Genomic DNA, 16,573 nt, shown 5'->3' with positions numbered 1-16,573 from the left:
TAAAATTAGCCTTTAATCCCGTAATGCTCCAGCATCGCGTCCAGTTGTGGTTCACGGCCACGGAAGCGTTTAAAGAGTTCCATCGGCTCTTCAGAACCACCGCGAGTCAGGATGTTATCAAGGAACGACTGACCGGTCTCACGGTTGAAAATGCCTTCCTCCTCAAAGCGGGAATACGCGTCCGCCGCCAGTACGTCGGCCCACAGATAGCTGTAGTAGCCTGCCGCATAGCCGCCAGCAAAGATATGGCTGAACGCATGTGGGAAGCGGCCCCATGTCGGTGACGGCACCACGGCGACCTGTTTTTTAATTTCAAAGAGCGTCTCAAGAATTTTCGCTCCTTGCTGCGGGTTAAATTCCGCATGCAGACGGAAATCAAACAGGCCGAACTCCAGTTGACGCAGAATAAACAGTGCCGCCTGATAGTTTTTCGCCGCCAGCATTTTATCCAGCAGTTCCTTCGGCAACGGCTCGCCGGTTTCATAGTGGCCGGAGATAAACGCCAGCGCTTCCGGCTCCCAGCACCAGTTTTCCATAAACTGGCTTGGCAGTTCGACCGCGTCCCACGGCACGCCGCTGATACCGGAGACCCCGGCGGTCTCAATGCGGGTCAGCATATGATGCAGGCCATGACCAAACTCGTGGAACAGGGTGATCACTTCGTCATGGGTAAACAGAGCGGGTTTACCGTTCACCGGACGGTTGAAATTACAGGTCAGATAAGCGACCGGCTTTTGCAATGTGCCGTCCGCCTTACGCATCTGGCCGACACAGTCGTCCATCCACGCCCCGCCGCGTTTGTGTTCACGCGCGTACAGGTCAAGGTAGAAGCTGCCGCGCAGCTCGTTATTTTCGTCATACAGTTCAAAGAAACGCACTTCCGGGTGCCAGACATCAACGTCAGTACGCTCTTTGGCAGTGATGCCGTAAATACGTTTCACCACTTCAAACAGGCCATTCACGGCTTTGTTTTCCGGGAAGTACGGACGTAGTTGCTCATCGCTGATACTGTACAGGTGCTGTTTTTGCTTTTCACTGTAGTACGCGATATCCCACGGTTGCAGCTCCTCAACGCCAAATTCGGCTTTGGCGAAGGCGCGCAGCTGGGCCAGCTCTTTTTCCCCCTGCGGGCGGGCGCGTTTCGCCAGATCGGTTAAGAAATCGAGCACCTGCTGCGGATTTTCCGCCATCTTGGTGGCCAGCGATTCATGGGCATAATTTTCGAAGCCCAGCAGTTGCGCCAGTTCATGGCGCAGCGCAAGAATTTCTTCCATCACCGGGCTGTTATCCCACTTACCGGCGTTCGGCCCCTGGTCGGAGGCGCGAGTGGAATAGGCGCGATACATCTCTTCGCGCAACGCCTGGTTGTCGCAGTAGGTCATGACCGGCAGATAGCTCGGGATATCCAGGGTCAGCAGGTAACCTTCCTGCTCTTTGGCTTCCGCCTGGGCTTTTGCTGCCGCCAGAGCGCTTTCCGGCATTCCCGCCAGCTCGGCTTCGTCGGTGATGAGCTTCGTCCAGCCCATAGTGGCATCGAGCACATTATTGCTGTACTGGTTGCCCAGCTCAGACAGGCGAGTGGCGATTTCGCCGTAACGCTGCTGTTTCTCTTTCGGCAGGCCGATGCCGGACAGTTCAAAATCACGCAGCGCGTTATCGACCGCTTTCTTCTGCGCGGTATTCAGCGTGGCGTAATGATCGCCGTCGCGCAGGTCGCGGTACGCATTGTATAACCCTTCGTGTTGCCCAACCCAGGTGCTGTATTCAGACAGCAGCGGCAGCGTCTGTTCGTAGGCTTCACGCAGCTCCGGACTATTTTTCACCGAGTTTAAGTGGCTAATTGGCGAGAAAATACGCCCCAGAACATCGTCGGCTTCCGCCAACGGCTGGCAGAGGTTTTCCCAGCTATACGGCGCGCCATGCGCCACAACGCCTTCTACCGCTGCCCGGCAATCGGCCAACGCTTTGGTGACCGCAGGCACCACATGCTCCGGTTTAATTGCAGAAAAAGGCGGCAGTGAAAAAGACGTTAGTAATGGATTGGTCATATGCGCAGTCCTGTAGAAGAAGGTGAGTGGAGCGCGCTTTTGGCGCTCTCGCGATGAGATCTAGAATGGGGGATAGTAAGGGGAATTTCAATGATGGACAGCGTACAGACGTGGGTATCGCTGCAATAAGCCGCCCCTTTAACATCATCCCGGCTTACGTTTTATAAGCCGGGTGACAACGTCAGCGCGTTTTTCTCGCCATCTCGTAAGCAGCGGACAGATCCAGACGCTGCCAGAACTGTTGATCCTCGGTCTCGCCCGACAACGGATATCCTGCCGGTAACGCCGTCTCTTCCATTAACGCCTGACGCTGCGCTGGCGACAGGTTCGGCAGCGCTGTCTGTAGCAGAACATCGGCGCCTTTTGGTATTTTCAACGGCTGATGCTCGCCTTTCTGTTGCGGCAGGTTATAAGTCATGGTGAAGCGGTAGAAGGTATGCATAGCCGGATCGCGGTACGGATCGTCTTTTCCGGCCGATGCCGCGCATTCGACAATCGTCGTACCGCACTCTTTCACCAGCGCCTCGCGCAGTTGGGCGCGAGCTTCGTTGAATAACGTACGATAATACGGATCGTTAAGATAATGCGCGACATTACGCTGCGCGACCATCCGCGCGCCCATCACATCCAGCGGATAGTGTACGCCAAGGACCAGGCGAGAATAGCCATAACGCGCGCCACGAATCACCAGCGCATCAAAGCGTTCCGGGATCATTTCCGCCATCAACAGCGCATCCGTATAACCGGTATTCGTGTGTCCGCTGGGAAAAGCACCGCCACCTGCGGTATAAGGATGACCATCTTTTACCACCACATCATCCGGCGTCAAATGGATAGTATTACCCGGCACCTGGTAAGGACGCGGGTAATGAAAATATTTTTTCGCCGCGCCGGTGCTGACTTCCGAGGCTTTAATCAACGCTGCCGCTTTGCCCAACTCACCTTTATCATAAGCGGCGAGAAATGCCCGCCCCAGCCGTGGCCCCATTGCGTCGCTCAGGAAATAGAGATACTCCACGCTTTCCGCATCCGCCAGCGCCTGGTGACGGGTATTAACATCGGCATCGTGATTAATCGCCGTCACCGTCGCCAGATTGTCTTTCAATACTGCTTCCGGCAATGTATTGAAGGCGGAAAGTAGGGTAATCCCCATCTGTTGATTCTCAGTAGTATGAAAATCATAACCGCTAGCCTGTAACCAGGCATTATCCGCCTGGATGGAATTCTGTCGCATCTGAGCCAGGGCGTCGCGAGTCAACGCGGCGGTATCGCCTTGTAATGCCTTACGCAACTGTGTCAGCCATTGAGCCTCAAGGTCATTAAAGGCGACGCTCGCCGAGTCGGGCGTCACGCTTTTCGCTATCGACTCCGCCTGGGACAGGGGAATATCTTTCGCCAGTGCCGGCATCGCCAGCGCCAGAGATGACGCCAGTACAGTAATGTGTAGTTTCATTATGGTTCCTTTCATTAAGAATAACGCCAGGTCAAAACCACTACCTTGCCCACAGGCGATGCTGGCCTGCGCAGTTGACGGTTTGATGATACGAACACGTCTTGCAATACTTTCACAACGCGCGAAACAACATGGCGGTACTGGGGTAATCTGCGCGGATCTGCGGTAAACTATCGGCTAACTTGTTTACTTCCCGGAATATCTGCATCCATGCTCAGTTATCGTCACAGCTTTCACGCTGGCAACCACGCCGACGTCCTTAAACATACCGTTCAGAGCCTGATCATCGAGTCGCTAAAAGAGAAAGAAAAACCGTTTCTCTATCTGGACACGCACGCGGGCGCGGGGCGTTATCAGTTGGGCAGCGAACATGCTGAACGTACCGGAGAGTATCTGGAAGGCATCGCCCGTATCTGGCAGCAGGACGATCTGCCCGCCGAACTGGAACCGTATATTAGCGTCGTAAAGCATTTCAACCGCAGCGGGCAGTTACGCTACTATCCGGGCTCCCCGTTAATCGCCCGCCAGTTGCTGCGTGAGCAGGACAGTCTGCAACTCACGGAATTGCATCCCAGCGACTTCCCACTGTTGCGCGCGGAGTTTCAAAAAGACAACCGCGCCCGCGTGGAACGCGCTGACGGCTATCAGCAACTGAAAGCCAAATTGCCACCGGTTTCCCGCCGCGGTCTGATCCTCATTGACCCGCCTTATGAAATGAAAACCGACTACCAGGCGGTAGTCAGCGGCATCAGCGAGGGTTATAAACGTTTCGCCACTGGTACATACGCGCTATGGTATCCGGTGGTGCTCCGCCAGCAAATTAAGCGCATGATTCATGATCTGGAAGCCACCGGCATCCGTAAAATCCTGCAAATTGAGCTGGCGATCCGCCCGGACAGCGATCAGCGCGGGATGACGGCGTCCGGTATGATCGTGGTTAACCCGCCGTGGAAACTGGAGCAGCAGATGAACAACGTGCTACCGTGGCTGCACAGCAGGTTGGCGCCAAACGGTCACGGACACACTTCGGTAAGCTGGATCGTGCCGGAGTAATCACAGCCATCGGTGGAACCTTTCACCTTCAGGTATACAATCGCGAATATTTTGGCGGGTAGCGCAGAATCTATCCGTCCGACAACGAACATAAAGGAGCGGTCATGACCAAACACTATGATTACATCGCTATCGGCGGCGGCAGCGGCGGTATCGCCTCGATTAACCGCGCCGCTATGTACGGCCAGAAATGCGCGCTCATCGAAGCCAAAGAGCTGGGCGGCACCTGTGTTAACGTGGGCTGCGTGCCGAAGAAAGTGATGTGGCATGCCGCGCAGATTCGTGAAGCGATTCATCTGTATGGCCCGGACTACGGTTTTGACACCACGATTAATCAGTTCGACTGGAGCAAGCTGATTGCCAGCCGTACCGCGTATATTGACCGCATCCATACTTCATACGACAACGTGCTGGGCAAAAATAACGTGGATGTGATTAAAGGCTTTGCCCGCTTTGTCGATGCCAAAACCATTGAAGTGAACGGCGAAACCATCACCGCCGACCATATTTTGATCGCTACCGGCGGCCGTCCAAGCCATCCTGAGATTCCAGGCGTGGAATACGGCATTGATTCCGACGGTTTCTTTGCGCTGTCTGCCTTGCCGGAGCGCGTCGCGGTGGTAGGCGCAGGTTATATCGCCGTTGAACTGGCTGGCGTTATCAACGCGCTGGGGGCGAAAACGCATCTGTTTGTCCGTAAACATGCGCCGCTGCGCAGTTTTGACCCAATGATTAGCGAAACGCTGGTTGAGGTGATGAACGCCGAAGGCCCGCAACTGCATACTCACGCCGTGCCGAAAGCGGTGGTGAAAAACGCCGACGGCAGTCTGACTTTGGAACTGGAAGATGGCCGCAGTGAAACCGTTGATTGCCTGATCTGGGCCATTGGTCGCGAACCGTCGACCGACAATATTAATCTGGCGGCTGCGGGCGTGAAAACCAATGAAAAAGGTTACATCATTGTCGATAAATTCCAGAATACCAACGTTGAAGGCATTTACGCCGTTGGCGACAATACTGGCGCGGTAGAACTAACGCCAGTCGCCGTCGCCGCCGGTCGCCGTCTCTCCGAACGCCTGTTTAACAACAAGCCGGACGAGCATCTGGACTACAGCAACATCCCGACCGTGGTCTTTAGCCATCCGCCTATCGGCACCGTCGGGTTAAGCGAGCCGCAGGCGCGCGAGCAGTACGGCGACGAGCAGGTGAAAGTCTATAAATCATCGTTTACCGCTATGTATACCGCGGTGACGACGCACCGCCAGCCGTGCCGTATGAAGCTGGTCTGTATCGGGCCGGAAGAAAAAATTGTGGGTATCCACGGTATCGGCTTCGGCATGGATGAAATGTTGCAGGGCTTCGCGGTAGCGCTGAAGATGGGCGCTACCAAGAAAGACTTCGATAATACCGTCGCTATTCACCCGACCGCATCGGAAGAGTTTGTGACCATGCGTTAATATCTTGTGCGCCCATCTTCGAGGGTAGGCGCACAAGCCTGCATGATTAATACGTACTGAAATAACTCTGGATCAGTTCCGGATTACGCGTCTGAGTTAGTGCCGTCATCAGCAACACCCGCGCCTTCGCCGGGTTGAGCGAGTCAGACACCAGCCCTGGCTGCCCTTGCGCCATCGGCGCTGATTGCCGACGCGGGCCGCATTGCAGCGGTAAACACCACCGGTTTGTCGCTTTTCACGGTCAAATTAAGAAAATAGGCGGTTTCATCGAGCGTGTCAGTGCCGTGAGTAATGACTACACCGTCAACATCATCCCGCGCCAATAACGCATTCACCTTCTGTGAAAGTTTCAGGATAATATCGCTGGCCATATTTTTTCAGGAAGTTTAACGCGCGTTCATCCACCGCCCGCGTATTGCCCTCGGAAAACTGGAAGAAGAAAGGCGTATTCGCATCGGTAATTTCAAACGACCCGTGGAAAAACTCACCGCTATGAATACAGGCGGAATGTATCCATTGCATTTCCATAAAGATACAGGCGAGGATTCGCCATAAATGACTCATAATGTATTATTATTTTTATATGACATTTAAAGATATTTGATCAAGATGGAAACCAAAAAAAATCGGGATCCGCGATCTGGATCCCGATTCAGCCTACTCTTCGTTAGCGTAATGCTGACATCATACGGTAAACCGTATTTTATCGCCGACAATCAACTGTTGCGAAACGCAGGAGAGTTCTCCTTTGTTATCAATCATTTCACTTTTTATCAGGATCAGCGGATAACCTTCGTTGACGCCAAGATAATGGGCGACTTCAAAGCTGGCATAAACCAGTTCGATCATCTTACGGGAATGGGTAAACCATAAATGGTATTTCTCGCGTAAGCATTCATACAAAGAGTGATTATTAAGATCTTCGTCCAGCAAAAACGCAAAACGTGGGGGAAGATGTACGGTTTCCAGCGATACCGCCACATCGTCGGCATAGCGGATACGTTCAATGACGATCGCTTTTTCGCCATCGTTCATATTCAGTAACGCTTTTGTCTCATCGTCTACCGATTCAAAAACGGATTTGATAGTGCGTGACCCCGGGCGACGTCCCTGGGACTGGCATAACTCGCTGAAACTCATGATGCCGGTCATGCTACGCTGAAATTTCTCACCAGAGACAAAGGTGCCTTTGCCGGAGACACGGGTCAGCAAATTTTCACGCGTCAGCGCATCCAACGCCTTACGGACCGTGACCCTGCTCACCTGCCAGCGCGCGCTCAGTTCATTTTCCGTCGGGATCTGCTGGCCTGGTTTATACTCTCCACGCGCAATGGCCTCTTTTAAGGCGGCTTCAAGCTGCTTATAAAGCGGTTTGGCGCTTTTACTGTCGGGTTGCTCGATCATTTGTATCCATTTGTATTACCATAGTGCCATAGCTTGTATTATAACTATTTACGTTACCTTTGCTTGTGAATCCACGCCATGCGGCGACGTAGTGATACCGCTATGAAACGAATGTTCTGATTTTAGGTCTGGGGCGGGCGTCATGAAAATAGGATTTTCGCAATATTATTCAGTAAGTTATGAAGTGTTTTTCTTGAGAGACAAATTGCAAAATGTGATCTATCGCACACTTTGCCACTCAGGTATCGAAGCGAATGTCTACGCTTAATAGACAGCCGGGCAACACCCGTATCTTTTACGACGCAAGCCGGAGGTCCTTGTCATTATGCTCAACCAGAAATTAAACCCCACGCCTTCTGAAGATCTGACTATTGATGTCGATCTGCTTTATGAAACAGACCCGTGCGAGTTAAAGCTGGATGAAATGATCGAGGCGGAACCGGAGCCGGAGATGATCGAGGGGCTTCCCGCCTCTGACGCCCTGACCCCTGCCGATCGGTATCTCGAACTGTTCGAGCATGTACAGTCAACAAAACTGTTTCCAGACAGTAAAACGTTCCCGGACTGCGCGCCGAAGATGGACCCGCTTGATATCCTGATCCGCTACCGTAAGGTCAGACGCCACCGTGATTTTGACTTACGCCGCTTCGTCGAGAACCATTTCTGGCTACCGGAAACCTTATCCAGCGAGTATGTCTCTAATCCCGAAAACTCGCTCAAAGAACATATTGACCAGCTTTGGCCGATACTGACGCGCGAACCGCAGGATCATATTCCGTGGTCTTCGCTGCTGGCGCTGCCGCAATCCTATATCGTGCCGGGAGGCCGTTTTAGCGAAACCTATTATTGGGACTCTTATTTTACCATGCTGGGTCTGGCGGAAAGCGGGCGCGAAGACTTACTTAAATGTATGGCGGATAATTTCGCCTGGATGATTGAAAACTATGGCCATATTCCCAACGGCAACCGGACCTATTATCTGAGCCGCTCGCAGCCGCCGGTTTTCGCCCTTATGGTTGAACTGTTCGAAGAAGATGGCGTACGCGGCGCGCGGCGTTATCTCGACCATCTCAAAATGGAATACGCCTTCTGGATGGACGGCGCCGAATCGCTGGCGCTCAACCAGGCTTATCGCCACGTTGTGCGGATGCCGGACGGTTCCCTGCTGAACCGCTACTGGGACGATCGCGACACGCCGCGCGACGAGTCCTGGCTGGAAGATGTCGAAACCGCAAAACACTCCGGTCGTCCGCCCAATGAAGTCTACCGGGATTTGCGCGCCGGGGCGGCGTCCGGCTGGGACTATTCTTCACGCTGGCTACGCGATGCGGGCCGGCTTGCCAGCATACGTACGACCCAGTTTATCCCTATCGATTTGAACGCTTTTCTGTATAAACTGGAGAGCGCTATCGCCAATATTTCAGCGCTGAAAGGCGAATGTGACACCGAGGCGCTATTTCGCCAGAAAGCCAGCGATCGACGCGCCGCCGTGAACCATTATCTGTGGGATGATGAAAACGGCTGTTATCGGGACTATGACTGGCGACGCGAAGAAATGGCGCTCTTTTCCGCTGCCAGTATCGTGCCGCTGTATGTCGGTATGGCGAACCACGAGCAGGCCGACCGTCTGGCAAATGTGGTACGCAGCCGTCTGTTAACGCCCGGCGGGATTATGGCGACCGAATACGAAACCGGCGAACAGTGGGATAAACCGAACGGCTGGGCACCGCTGCAATGGATGGCGATTCAGGGCTTCAAACTGTATGGCGACGATATGCTGGGCGATGAAATCGCCCATAACTGGTTAAAAACGGTGAACCATTTTTATCAGGAGCACCATAAACTGATCGAGAAATACCATATTTCCGGCGGTACGCCCCGCGAAGGCGGCGGGGGCGAGTATCCGCTACAGGATGGGTTCGGCTGGACCAATGGCGTGGTGCGCCGCCTGATTGGCCTTTACGGAGAGCCTTAACCTGCTCCGGCCTCAGTGAATCGCATCATAAATGGCTGACTGAATTTTCAGCCATTTTTTATTGTCTGCGCTGGGCCGGGCCTGAGCGCGCAATCGGGCCTGCTCCGTATCGTGCTGCTGGCGCGTCACAACAGCCGGAACAGTGCAAAACGTTTGCAAATAGGTTTTATGCATCGCGGTCAGCGGCGCGCCGCTCGACATGTCATGACTTAACGTTGTGATAAATCGTCGGCAGGGTTTGACCTCATCCATCAGCGCGGGATAACGCAACAACAGTTGCAGCACCTCGGTATGTCCTGCCGCAAACGCCTGCTCCGTCCACGCGAGCTGCCAGTTCATTCCGCCCTGGAGGAACAGCGCCGTCACCCGCGTATCATTGCGCTCTATCGCCGCCCGCATGGTAAACGCATCCCAGGTAATCCCCATATGATTGAGCGTTTCCCGCGCGGAAGGCGCCTCGCGCGGCGGTTCATCCTGCGCCATTGCGGGAGTTTGCCCGTTATCGGAGCCTGGCGACGGCGAACTAAATAGCCAGAACGCGCCCGCCAGTATCGCCAGCGTCATGACGCCAACCCCGGCCCACAAAGTGCCGGAAATAAGTTGCTCACGCTCTTCAGGCGTACGCGGAGGCCGCTTACGCGGTGGTTCTATGCTCTCGCTAATCTCATGCTTATCTCCCCCGGCCTGCCGATCTTTAAGCCGCGCGGTTTCCCAGAACTGGCGCAATTCACGTTCATCCGCCAGCAGAAACGAAGCGGGATTCACGCGAGTACGTTTTTCGGCATAGGCGCGCTGGATGGGCCGAACGATTTGCTGATACTGAACGTTTAGCAGCATAAGCTGCGCTGAGGTGAGCGGCTGCCTGGCGATAACCTCGTTTCGCGCGAGGCGGCAATCATCCAGAAACATACGCAGGGTGGTGCGCGACTCGGCGAACAGCGTTAACGCTGAGGCGTCATTAAAAATTCTGACGTAATGACGGGCAAATAATTTTTTATCGACCACCATAAGCGCCAGTTCGCTGAACAACATGCCTTCCAGCGCATGTTGATCTTCTCCCTGTTTTAACCACTGGCGCAAACGGTCCGGGCCAAAATTTTGCTTGAGGTAGTGATTCAGCGACGCCCGATCCGGCCATGCGCGCGCAATAAGCGCTTTTAACGTCAGTTCTATCGCCCGAAGCTGACGCTGCGCTTCAAGATGCGCCTCAAGATGCGCCTCCTGGTCGGGGTCTTCCAGCTCAGTTTGATACGTCAGTAGCGGCTGCTGCTGACGTAGATGTTCCAGCGAGGTGACAAAACGCAACGCGGCAAGGAGTTGATTTTCGCTCACCTCTTGCCCGCTGTCATACTGGGGAACATGCTGCTGAAGGTGACGCAGTTGCAGCATAAACTGGCTCAACTGCGCGTCATTTATCCGCAATTTTTTCGCCACCGCGCCCCAACCGCCCAGGTTAAGACGCGCCTGCTCAAGTTGTTCCATGAACCACCGGGGCTCTTTTCCCTCTGTGGTATGAATACCCAGCAGCAGCAGGATTTCTATTGATGCCTGGCGGATAATCCCCAGGCTATGTTCAAAAGGCGCGCGTGTCGCCTGCGAAGCGCTATTCGTCATTATCTTCCCTAAAAAGACGATCCCGCGACGAGATCTTCGTTTTCTTTTAATTATGTTTTTTCATAGATATAACAGATTCAGCCACATTTCAGTGACTTAATCTTAATGATTGCAAATTTATAAGAAGATCGGTTACTAACCAAAAACATCAGTTTTTCATTCTGTCAACGCGGCGTGACGCTGAACGGCATAGACCTTTTCCCTGCCTGCGTTTGGCCGTCTGACCGCTAGCCACGCGTGCAGCACACTTTATAATCGCGCTTTTTATGAGAAAGATGCCATGCCGCACATTTCATCTCGCTTTAGCTCCGCCTGCATCGCGTTTATTAAACAGTGGCAGGGTCTGTCGCTGGAAAAGTATCGCGATCGGCAGGGTAACTGGGTGATTGGTTACGGGCATATGTTGACGCCGGATGAGACGCTGACGTTCATTACGCCCGAACAGGCGGAGGCATTCTTGCTGGATGACCTCAATAGCTGCGATATGCTGCTACAGAATTGTTTGCCGGAACTTAACGATTGGTTTCAACGCGAAACGCTTATTGCGCTGATGTTCAGCATCGGACATCAGCGTTTTTTATCATTAATCAATACGGGTGATATTTCACAGCCAGAAATAAGCGGGCTGCGAATTTAACGTCGCTAATTCGATTCATTTAACATCATGGCGGCCTGGGTACGATTTTTTACATCCAGCCGCCGGTAAAGCGACTCCAGATGCGCTTTAACCGTCCCGGTACTAATATTTAACGCCCGCCCAATTTGTTTATTTGATTCTCCTGCGGCAAGCATCTGTAAAATTTCCCGCTGGCGGGCGCTTAACGCTTTTATATCACGGGACTCCAGCTCCGTTGAATTTAACCAATCCCCCGGTAAAAACATCATCCCGCGAGCGACAGCATTGAGCGCAAGGACAAAGGTTTCGGCATCAGAATCGCGTGGCACCACGGCCTGAACGTTAAATTGCATGACTTCATGCAGCCACTTTTGACTGCCATCCATCGCCGTGATAATAATCTTCACCTCCGGAAATTGCTGCGCGATTCTTTGTAACACCTCGCGGCAAAATTCAGCATCCAGGCCGCTATCCAGCATGACCAGCGCATCCGGCGCGCTTTCTATTTTTTGCCAGAGTTCTTCTGCCTGACCGACACTCTGGATACTTATTCCTGGAATGTGCTGCTGCAAACTGATTTTCATTCCATGAATAAATATTGACTGCCTGTCAAACATGATTACCTGCATTACTTTTCTCCACCTGGGTAAGATAATAGTCTCAAGATGAGGAAGGGTATTACCCGTAGGGTAAAATAAGAAGTCGCCATTTGGTATAGGCCATTTTACCGATAGTCATTGGTTGAGGAAGGGAAAGGTTATGAATATTTACAGCTTCAACATCGGGATTACAGAATTCGCTAAAATTAGCGTTTTAAAGTAAGGAATATCTTATTAGTACAAACAGACAAGGCTAATTTGAATATTAATTCAATGAAGAGTACGCCTGGCGCGTCACAAAGGAAATATCTGCTTTTCACCTGATGTGTTACAAAAAATAAAGTAGCACATTTTGTTAAAAAATTAATCAATCCGCCTAAAAACTGCGACGATGGGTCAATGACAATACCGTGTATGTACATGCATTTCTCTGCCCCACTACACCCGCTGTTATCGGCGTGTTTTACCGCCCTCGTCCCGTTTATCGGCTTTTTGACGCTAAAAAGCCTGGCCGGAAGGCGATAAATCCGCCGCGCAACGCGATCAGACGTATTCGTCACGCGAGCAATGATTGCGAAAGGGCTTATTAGATGCTAGAAAATCAATAAAACCAGCCGCTTCAGCGTCACTGTTTCAATAAAAACAATAATAGAGCCTGATGATGGATAAAATATATGCAATGAAATTGTTTGTACGCGTGGCGGAACGGGAAAGTTTTTCCCGCGCAGCAGAGGATATCGGCCTTCCCAAAGGCAGCGTCTCACGGCAAATACAAGCGTTAGAACATCAACTGGGCATCCGCCTGCTCCACCGCACCACCCGGCGGGTACAGCTTACTCAGGACGGAATGGTTTACTACGAACGGGCAAAAGATTTGTTGAGTAACCTGGATGAACTGGAAGGTCTTTTCCAGCCTGATCCCGCCAGTATCAGTGGCAAAATACGGGTAGATATACCGCCATGTCTCGCAAACAGCCTCATCATGCCGCGCCTGCCCACTTTTTTGCATCAGTATCCCGGCATTGCGCTGGAACTTTGTAGTAGCGATCGACAGGTCGATTTACTACGGGAAGATTTCGACTGCGTGGTGCGTACAGATCCGCTACATGCGCCAGGGATACTTACGCGCCCGCTTGGCAAACTGAGAAGGGTGAACTGCGCCAGCCCACAATACCTGGCGCGCTTTGGGTATCCAGAAAACCTTGACGACCTCGCCTCACATGCGGTGGTGCATTATTCATTAACGCCGGGAGTCTCTTCACCGGGTTTTGCCTTTGAAACTCCCCACGGTATGCAGTGGGTAAAAACCGGCGGAATGCTAACGGTAAACAGTACGGAGACCTGGCATACGGCCTGTCTGGCAGGATTAGGGATCATTCAGACGCCGCGCATTGCTGTACGGGAGGCGTTACGCGCCGGAACGCTCATTGAAATTTTACCGCAATATCGCGCCGCTCCACTGCCGGTGACGCTGCATTATCCCCATCGCCGTAATCTTTCCCGCCGGGTACACCTGTTTATGGTATGGCTGACGGAAACCATTAAAGAGGCCGCAGAGTAGCCGCATTTTCAGCATCCACCGGGGAGAAGCTATACTGACATATTCTATTAATGATGAAGGACTACCGACCTGATGACGCAGGAAAATGACGTAAAACGCCCTATTCAGGAACTGGAGCACGACCCGATACAAAAAATAGAAACGCAGCCGCATGACGCCCCGGAAAAAAACGAAAAGGCAAATCAGGCGTTGCATTCCGTCACCTCCCTGGTGCAAAAAATTCAGCGTCAACCAATGGTGGCCCACCTCATTCGCGCGACCGAACGTTTTAACGATCGACTGGGTAATCAGTTTGGCGCGGCTATCACCTACTTTTCGTTTCTGTCGATGATCCCGATAATGATGGTGTCCTTTGCCGCGGCAGGTTTTATCCTCGCCTCGCACCCTAATCTACTGGAAGATATTTTCAGCAAAATATTGATGAATGTGAGCGATCCTACGCTGGCGTCCACGCTTAAAAATACGATTAATACGGCGGTTCAACAGCGTACCACGGTAGGGCTGGTCGGACTGGGTATCGCGCTCTATTCCGGCGTTAACTGGATGGGCAACCTGCGGGAAGCGATTCGCGCCCAGTCACGGGACGTCTGGGAGCGCAAGCCGCAGGATCAGGAGAAAATCTGGCTCAAATATCTGCGCGATTTTATCTCGCTGATTGGATTATTAATCGCTTTAATCATTACGCTGTCCATTACTTCCATCGCCGGTTCCGCCCAGCAGATGATCATCTCCGCCTTGTATCTCGACAGCATCGAATGGTTAAAACCGGCCTGGCATTTGATCGGTCTGGCCATCTCTATTTTTGCCAACTATCTACTTTTTTTCTGGATTTTCTGGCGACTGCCTCGCCATCGTCCCCGTAAAAAAGCGTTGATTCGCGGAACATTTATCGCCGCTATCGGTTTTGAGGTGATTAAAATCATTATGACTTATACGCTGCCGTCACTGGTGAAATCGCCTTCCGGCGCGGCGTTTGGCTCCGTACTCGGTCTGATGGCATTCTTCTACTTTTTTGCCCGCCTGACGTTATTCTGTGCGGCCTGGATAGCCACCGCCGAATATAAGGACGACCCGCGAATGCCGGGTAAAACGCAACGCTAGTCTGCGGCTTGCTGCCGGATGGCATGCACGGCGTCGTCATTCGGCCTACTGATGTGTAGACCCAGGCCGGGCAAGCAAAGCGTACCCGGCGGTACAATCAGGCACGTCCTTCCGTCTCATCTCATTGTTTCAGCATATAAATCCAGTAATTAACTTTTATTTAACCATAAACCAGTTTTATCCACTAATTCTAAAATTATGTGAAGCATTTCATAGACGCAAAATGGCTGGCTTAAACATTATCCCCTTTTTGCGCTTTTTTTGACCATTTTTGGCTTTTGTTACACATTGAAATATAACTTTTGCTGTGCGTAATATGGCTATTCGTTCGCTAAAAATAAGAAAATAGTATGCAAGCAACCGCCACAACACTCGACCATGAGCAGGAACATGTTCCGGTAAACTCACGCAATAAAGTCGTTATTGCCTCGCTTATCGGCACCGCGATTGAGTTCTTCGACTTCTATATTTACGCCACCGCTGCGGTGATCGTGTTCCCCCTTATCTTCTTCCCCCAGGGCGATCCCACTGCGGCAACGCTACAATCGCTCGCTACCTTCGCTATCGCGTTTGTGGCGCGTCCGATCGGCTCTGCGCTATTCGGCCACTTCGGCGACCGGGTAGGCCGCAAAGTCACGCTGGTGGCTTCGCTGCTGACGATGGGGATCTCCACGGTCATTATCGGTCTGTTACCGGGCTACGCGACGATAGGTATTTTCGCGCCGTTGCTGCTGGCGCTGGCGCGTTTCGGTCAGGGACTGGGGCTGGGCGGCGAATGGGGCGGCGCAGCGTTATTAGCGACGGAGAATGCGCCGCCGCGCAAACGCGCGCTGTATGGCTCCTTCCCGCAGTTGGGCGCGCCGATCGGCTTCTTCTTTGCCAATGGCACCTTCCTGTTGCTCTCCTGGCTGCTGACCGACGAGCAGTTTATGAGCTGGGGCTGGCGCGTGCCGTTTATCTTCTCGGCGGTGCTGGTGATTATCGGCCTGTATGTGCGCGTGTCGCTGCATGAAACGCCGGTGTTTGCGAAAGTCGCCGCAGCGAAAAAGCAGGTAAAAATACCGCTGGGCACGTTGCTGACGAAGCATGTCCGCGTAACCATTCTCGGCACGTTTATTATGCTGGCGACCTACACGCTGTTCTATATCATGACCGTCTATTCCATGACTTACAGCACTGCCGCCGCGCCGGTGGGGCTTGGCTTGCCGCGCAATGAAATACTGTGGATGCTGATGATGGCGGTGATTGGTTTCGGCGTGATGGTGCCCGTCGCCGGCCTGCTGGCGGACGCATTTGGCCGTCGGAAAAGCATGGTCATCATTACCACGCTCATCATTCTCTTCGCGTTGTTCGCCTTTACCCCGCTGCTGGGTTCAGGCAATCCAGCGCTGGTATTCGTGTTCCTGTTGTTAGGCCTGAGCCTGATGGGGCTGACCTTCGGCCCAATGGGAGCGCTGCTGCCGGAGCTATTTCCGACGGAAGTGCGCTATACCGGCGCATCGTTTTCCTACAATGTGTCATCGATTCTGGGCGCTTCCGTCGCGCCGTATATTGCCGCATGGCTACAAAGCCACTACGGGCTGGCGGCGGTAGGGGTTTACCTGGCGTCAATGGCGGCGCTGACGCTGATTGCACTGCTGTTAACCCATGAGACGCGTCATCAGGCGTTGTAATAGGGCGCCGGATGGCGTC

Annotated in this window: 12 protein-coding genes and 2 pseudogenes; 7 read left to right on the top strand and 7 right to left on the bottom strand. The window is 52.9% G+C overall.

All coding sequences use genetic code 11. The features are described from left to right. Window positions 1-5: 5 nt before the first annotated feature. Window positions 6-2,048 (bottom strand): oligopeptidase A, encoded by a 2,043-nt coding sequence (gene prlC / locus ACLD3P_RS12670; protein WP_000184178.1) that lies wholly within the window; start codon window positions 2,046-2,048, stop codon window positions 6-8. Between the two features lie 181 nt (window positions 2,049-2,229). Continuing rightward, entirely contained in the window at window positions 2,230-3,501 is a 1,272-nt protein-coding gene (locus ACLD3P_RS12665; protein ID WP_000766150.1) for an acid phosphatase, read from the bottom strand. Between the two features lie 210 nt (window positions 3,502-3,711). On the opposite strand from ACLD3P_RS12665, the gene ACLD3P_RS12660 reads away from it, so the two are divergent. Both ACLD3P_RS12660 and gorA read left to right on the top strand, forming a co-directional pair. Beyond that, a complete protein-coding gene (locus ACLD3P_RS12660) occupies window positions 3,712-4,554 on the top strand; it encodes a 23S rRNA (adenine(2030)-N(6))-methyltransferase RlmJ (RefSeq protein ID WP_000954233.1) in 843 nt (280 codons plus the stop codon). Between the two features lie 104 nt (window positions 4,555-4,658). After that, window positions 4,659-6,011 carry a glutathione-disulfide reductase gene (gorA, locus tag ACLD3P_RS12655; protein WP_411006498.1) on the top strand — a complete coding sequence of 451 codons (1,353 nt, stop codon included), beginning with the start codon at window positions 4,659-4,661 and terminating at the stop codon, window positions 6,009-6,011. Between the two features lie 46 nt (window positions 6,012-6,057). Here gorA and ACLD3P_RS12650 read toward each other — a convergent pair. The 3 genes and pseudogenes from ACLD3P_RS12650 to ACLD3P_RS12640 all read right to left on the bottom strand — a co-directional run. After that, window positions 6,058-6,388 (bottom strand): annotated as a pseudogene (locus ACLD3P_RS12650) (asparaginase domain-containing protein); the annotation flags it as partial. Beyond that, window positions 6,321-6,548: pseudogene (locus ACLD3P_RS12645) on the bottom strand (phosphohistidinoprotein-hexose phosphotransferase); the annotation flags it as partial. The pseudogenes ACLD3P_RS12650 and ACLD3P_RS12645, both read right to left, overlap by 68 nt. Before the next feature lie 147 nt (window positions 6,549-6,695). Continuing rightward, window positions 6,696-7,415 (bottom strand): GntR family transcriptional regulator, encoded by a 720-nt coding sequence (locus tag ACLD3P_RS12640; RefSeq protein WP_076935806.1) that lies wholly within the window; start codon window positions 7,413-7,415, stop codon window positions 6,696-6,698. Between the two features lie 325 nt (window positions 7,416-7,740). Here ACLD3P_RS12640 and ACLD3P_RS12635 point away from each other — a divergent pair, with 325 nt between their 5' ends. Continuing rightward, window positions 7,741-9,390, top strand: coding sequence for an alpha,alpha-trehalase (locus ACLD3P_RS12635; RefSeq protein WP_220569579.1), 1,650 nt, complete (start codon window positions 7,741-7,743; stop codon window positions 9,388-9,390). Between the two features lie 12 nt (window positions 9,391-9,402). On the opposite strand, the gene ACLD3P_RS12630 is transcribed toward ACLD3P_RS12635, so the two are convergent. Then, entirely contained in the window at window positions 9,403-11,004 is a 1,602-nt protein-coding gene (locus tag ACLD3P_RS12630) for an STY4199 family HEPN domain-containing protein (RefSeq protein ID WP_411006499.1), read from the bottom strand. Window positions 11,005-11,284: 280 nt separating this feature from the next. On the opposite strand from ACLD3P_RS12630, the gene ACLD3P_RS12625 reads away from it, so the two are divergent. Then, window positions 11,285-11,641 carry a glycoside hydrolase family protein gene (locus tag ACLD3P_RS12625; protein WP_411006500.1) on the top strand — a complete coding sequence of 119 codons (357 nt, stop codon included), beginning with the start codon at window positions 11,285-11,287 and terminating at the stop codon, window positions 11,639-11,641. 5 nt (window positions 11,642-11,646) lie between these two features. On the opposite strand, the gene ACLD3P_RS12620 is transcribed toward ACLD3P_RS12625, so the two are convergent. Further along, complete coding sequence (locus ACLD3P_RS12620) at window positions 11,647-12,249, bottom strand: response regulator transcription factor (RefSeq protein WP_001196081.1); 603 nt, start codon at window positions 12,247-12,249, stop codon at window positions 11,647-11,649. Window positions 12,250-12,880: 631 nt separating this feature from the next. Here ACLD3P_RS12620 and ACLD3P_RS12615 point away from each other — a divergent pair. From ACLD3P_RS12615 to ACLD3P_RS12605, 3 genes are all read left to right on the top strand, one after another. After that, window positions 12,881-13,780: a LysR family transcriptional regulator gene (locus ACLD3P_RS12615; protein WP_001556251.1), complete on the top strand. Its 900-nt coding sequence runs from the start codon at window positions 12,881-12,883 to the stop codon at window positions 13,778-13,780. Between the two features lie 72 nt (window positions 13,781-13,852). Next, a complete protein-coding gene (gene yhjD, locus ACLD3P_RS12610) occupies window positions 13,853-14,881 on the top strand; it encodes an inner membrane protein YhjD (protein WP_000191230.1) in 1,029 nt (342 codons plus the stop codon). A 350-nt stretch (window positions 14,882-15,231) separates the two neighbouring features. Next, window positions 15,232-16,554, top strand: a complete 1,323-nt coding sequence (locus ACLD3P_RS12605) for an MFS transporter (RefSeq protein WP_001148981.1) — start codon at window positions 15,232-15,234, stop codon at window positions 16,552-16,554. The last annotated feature ends 19 nt before the right edge of the window (window positions 16,555-16,573 follow it).

Source organism: Salmonella sp. 741265073_HBA, assembly GCF_046569105.1.
In the GTDB taxonomy this organism is placed as follows: Bacteria; Pseudomonadota; Gammaproteobacteria; order Enterobacterales; family Enterobacteriaceae; genus Salmonella; species Salmonella enterica.
The sequence above is the reverse complement of the archived record's forward strand: the minus strand, read 5'-3'. Positions and strand labels throughout refer to the sequence as shown.

Excerpts from the sequence above, each read along its gene's own strand:
- ACLD3P_RS12635 (WP_220569579.1), top strand. The coding sequence starts at position 7,741 with ATGCTCAACCAGAAATTAAACCCCACGCCTTCTGAAGATCTGACTATT.
- ACLD3P_RS12660 (WP_000954233.1), top strand. The coding sequence starts at position 3,712 with ATGCTCAGTTATCGTCACAGCTTTCACGCTGGCAACCACGCCGACGTC.
- ACLD3P_RS12615 (WP_001556251.1), top strand. The coding sequence starts at position 12,881 with ATGGATAAAATATATGCAATGAAATTGTTTGTACGCGTGGCGGAACGG.
- prlC (WP_000184178.1), bottom strand. The coding sequence starts at position 2,048 with ATGACCAATCCATTACTAACGTCTTTTTCACTGCCGCCTTTTTCTGCA.
- yhjD (WP_000191230.1), top strand. The coding sequence starts at position 13,853 with ATGACGCAGGAAAATGACGTAAAACGCCCTATTCAGGAACTGGAGCAC.
- ACLD3P_RS12640 (WP_076935806.1), bottom strand. The coding sequence starts at position 7,415 with ATGATCGAGCAACCCGACAGTAAAAGCGCCAAACCGCTTTATAAGCAG.
- ACLD3P_RS12605 (WP_001148981.1), top strand. The coding sequence starts at position 15,232 with ATGCAAGCAACCGCCACAACACTCGACCATGAGCAGGAACATGTTCCG.
- ACLD3P_RS12620 (WP_001196081.1), bottom strand. The coding sequence starts at position 12,249 with ATGCAGGTAATCATGTTTGACAGGCAGTCAATATTTATTCATGGAATG.
- ACLD3P_RS12665 (WP_000766150.1), bottom strand. The coding sequence starts at position 3,501 with ATGAAACTACACATTACTGTACTGGCGTCATCTCTGGCGCTGGCGATG.
- gorA (WP_411006498.1), top strand. The coding sequence starts at position 4,659 with ATGACCAAACACTATGATTACATCGCTATCGGCGGCGGCAGCGGCGGT.
- ACLD3P_RS12625 (WP_411006500.1), top strand. The coding sequence starts at position 11,285 with ATGCCGCACATTTCATCTCGCTTTAGCTCCGCCTGCATCGCGTTTATT.
- ACLD3P_RS12630 (WP_411006499.1), bottom strand. The coding sequence starts at position 11,004 with ATGACGAATAGCGCTTCGCAGGCGACACGCGCGCCTTTTGAACATAGC.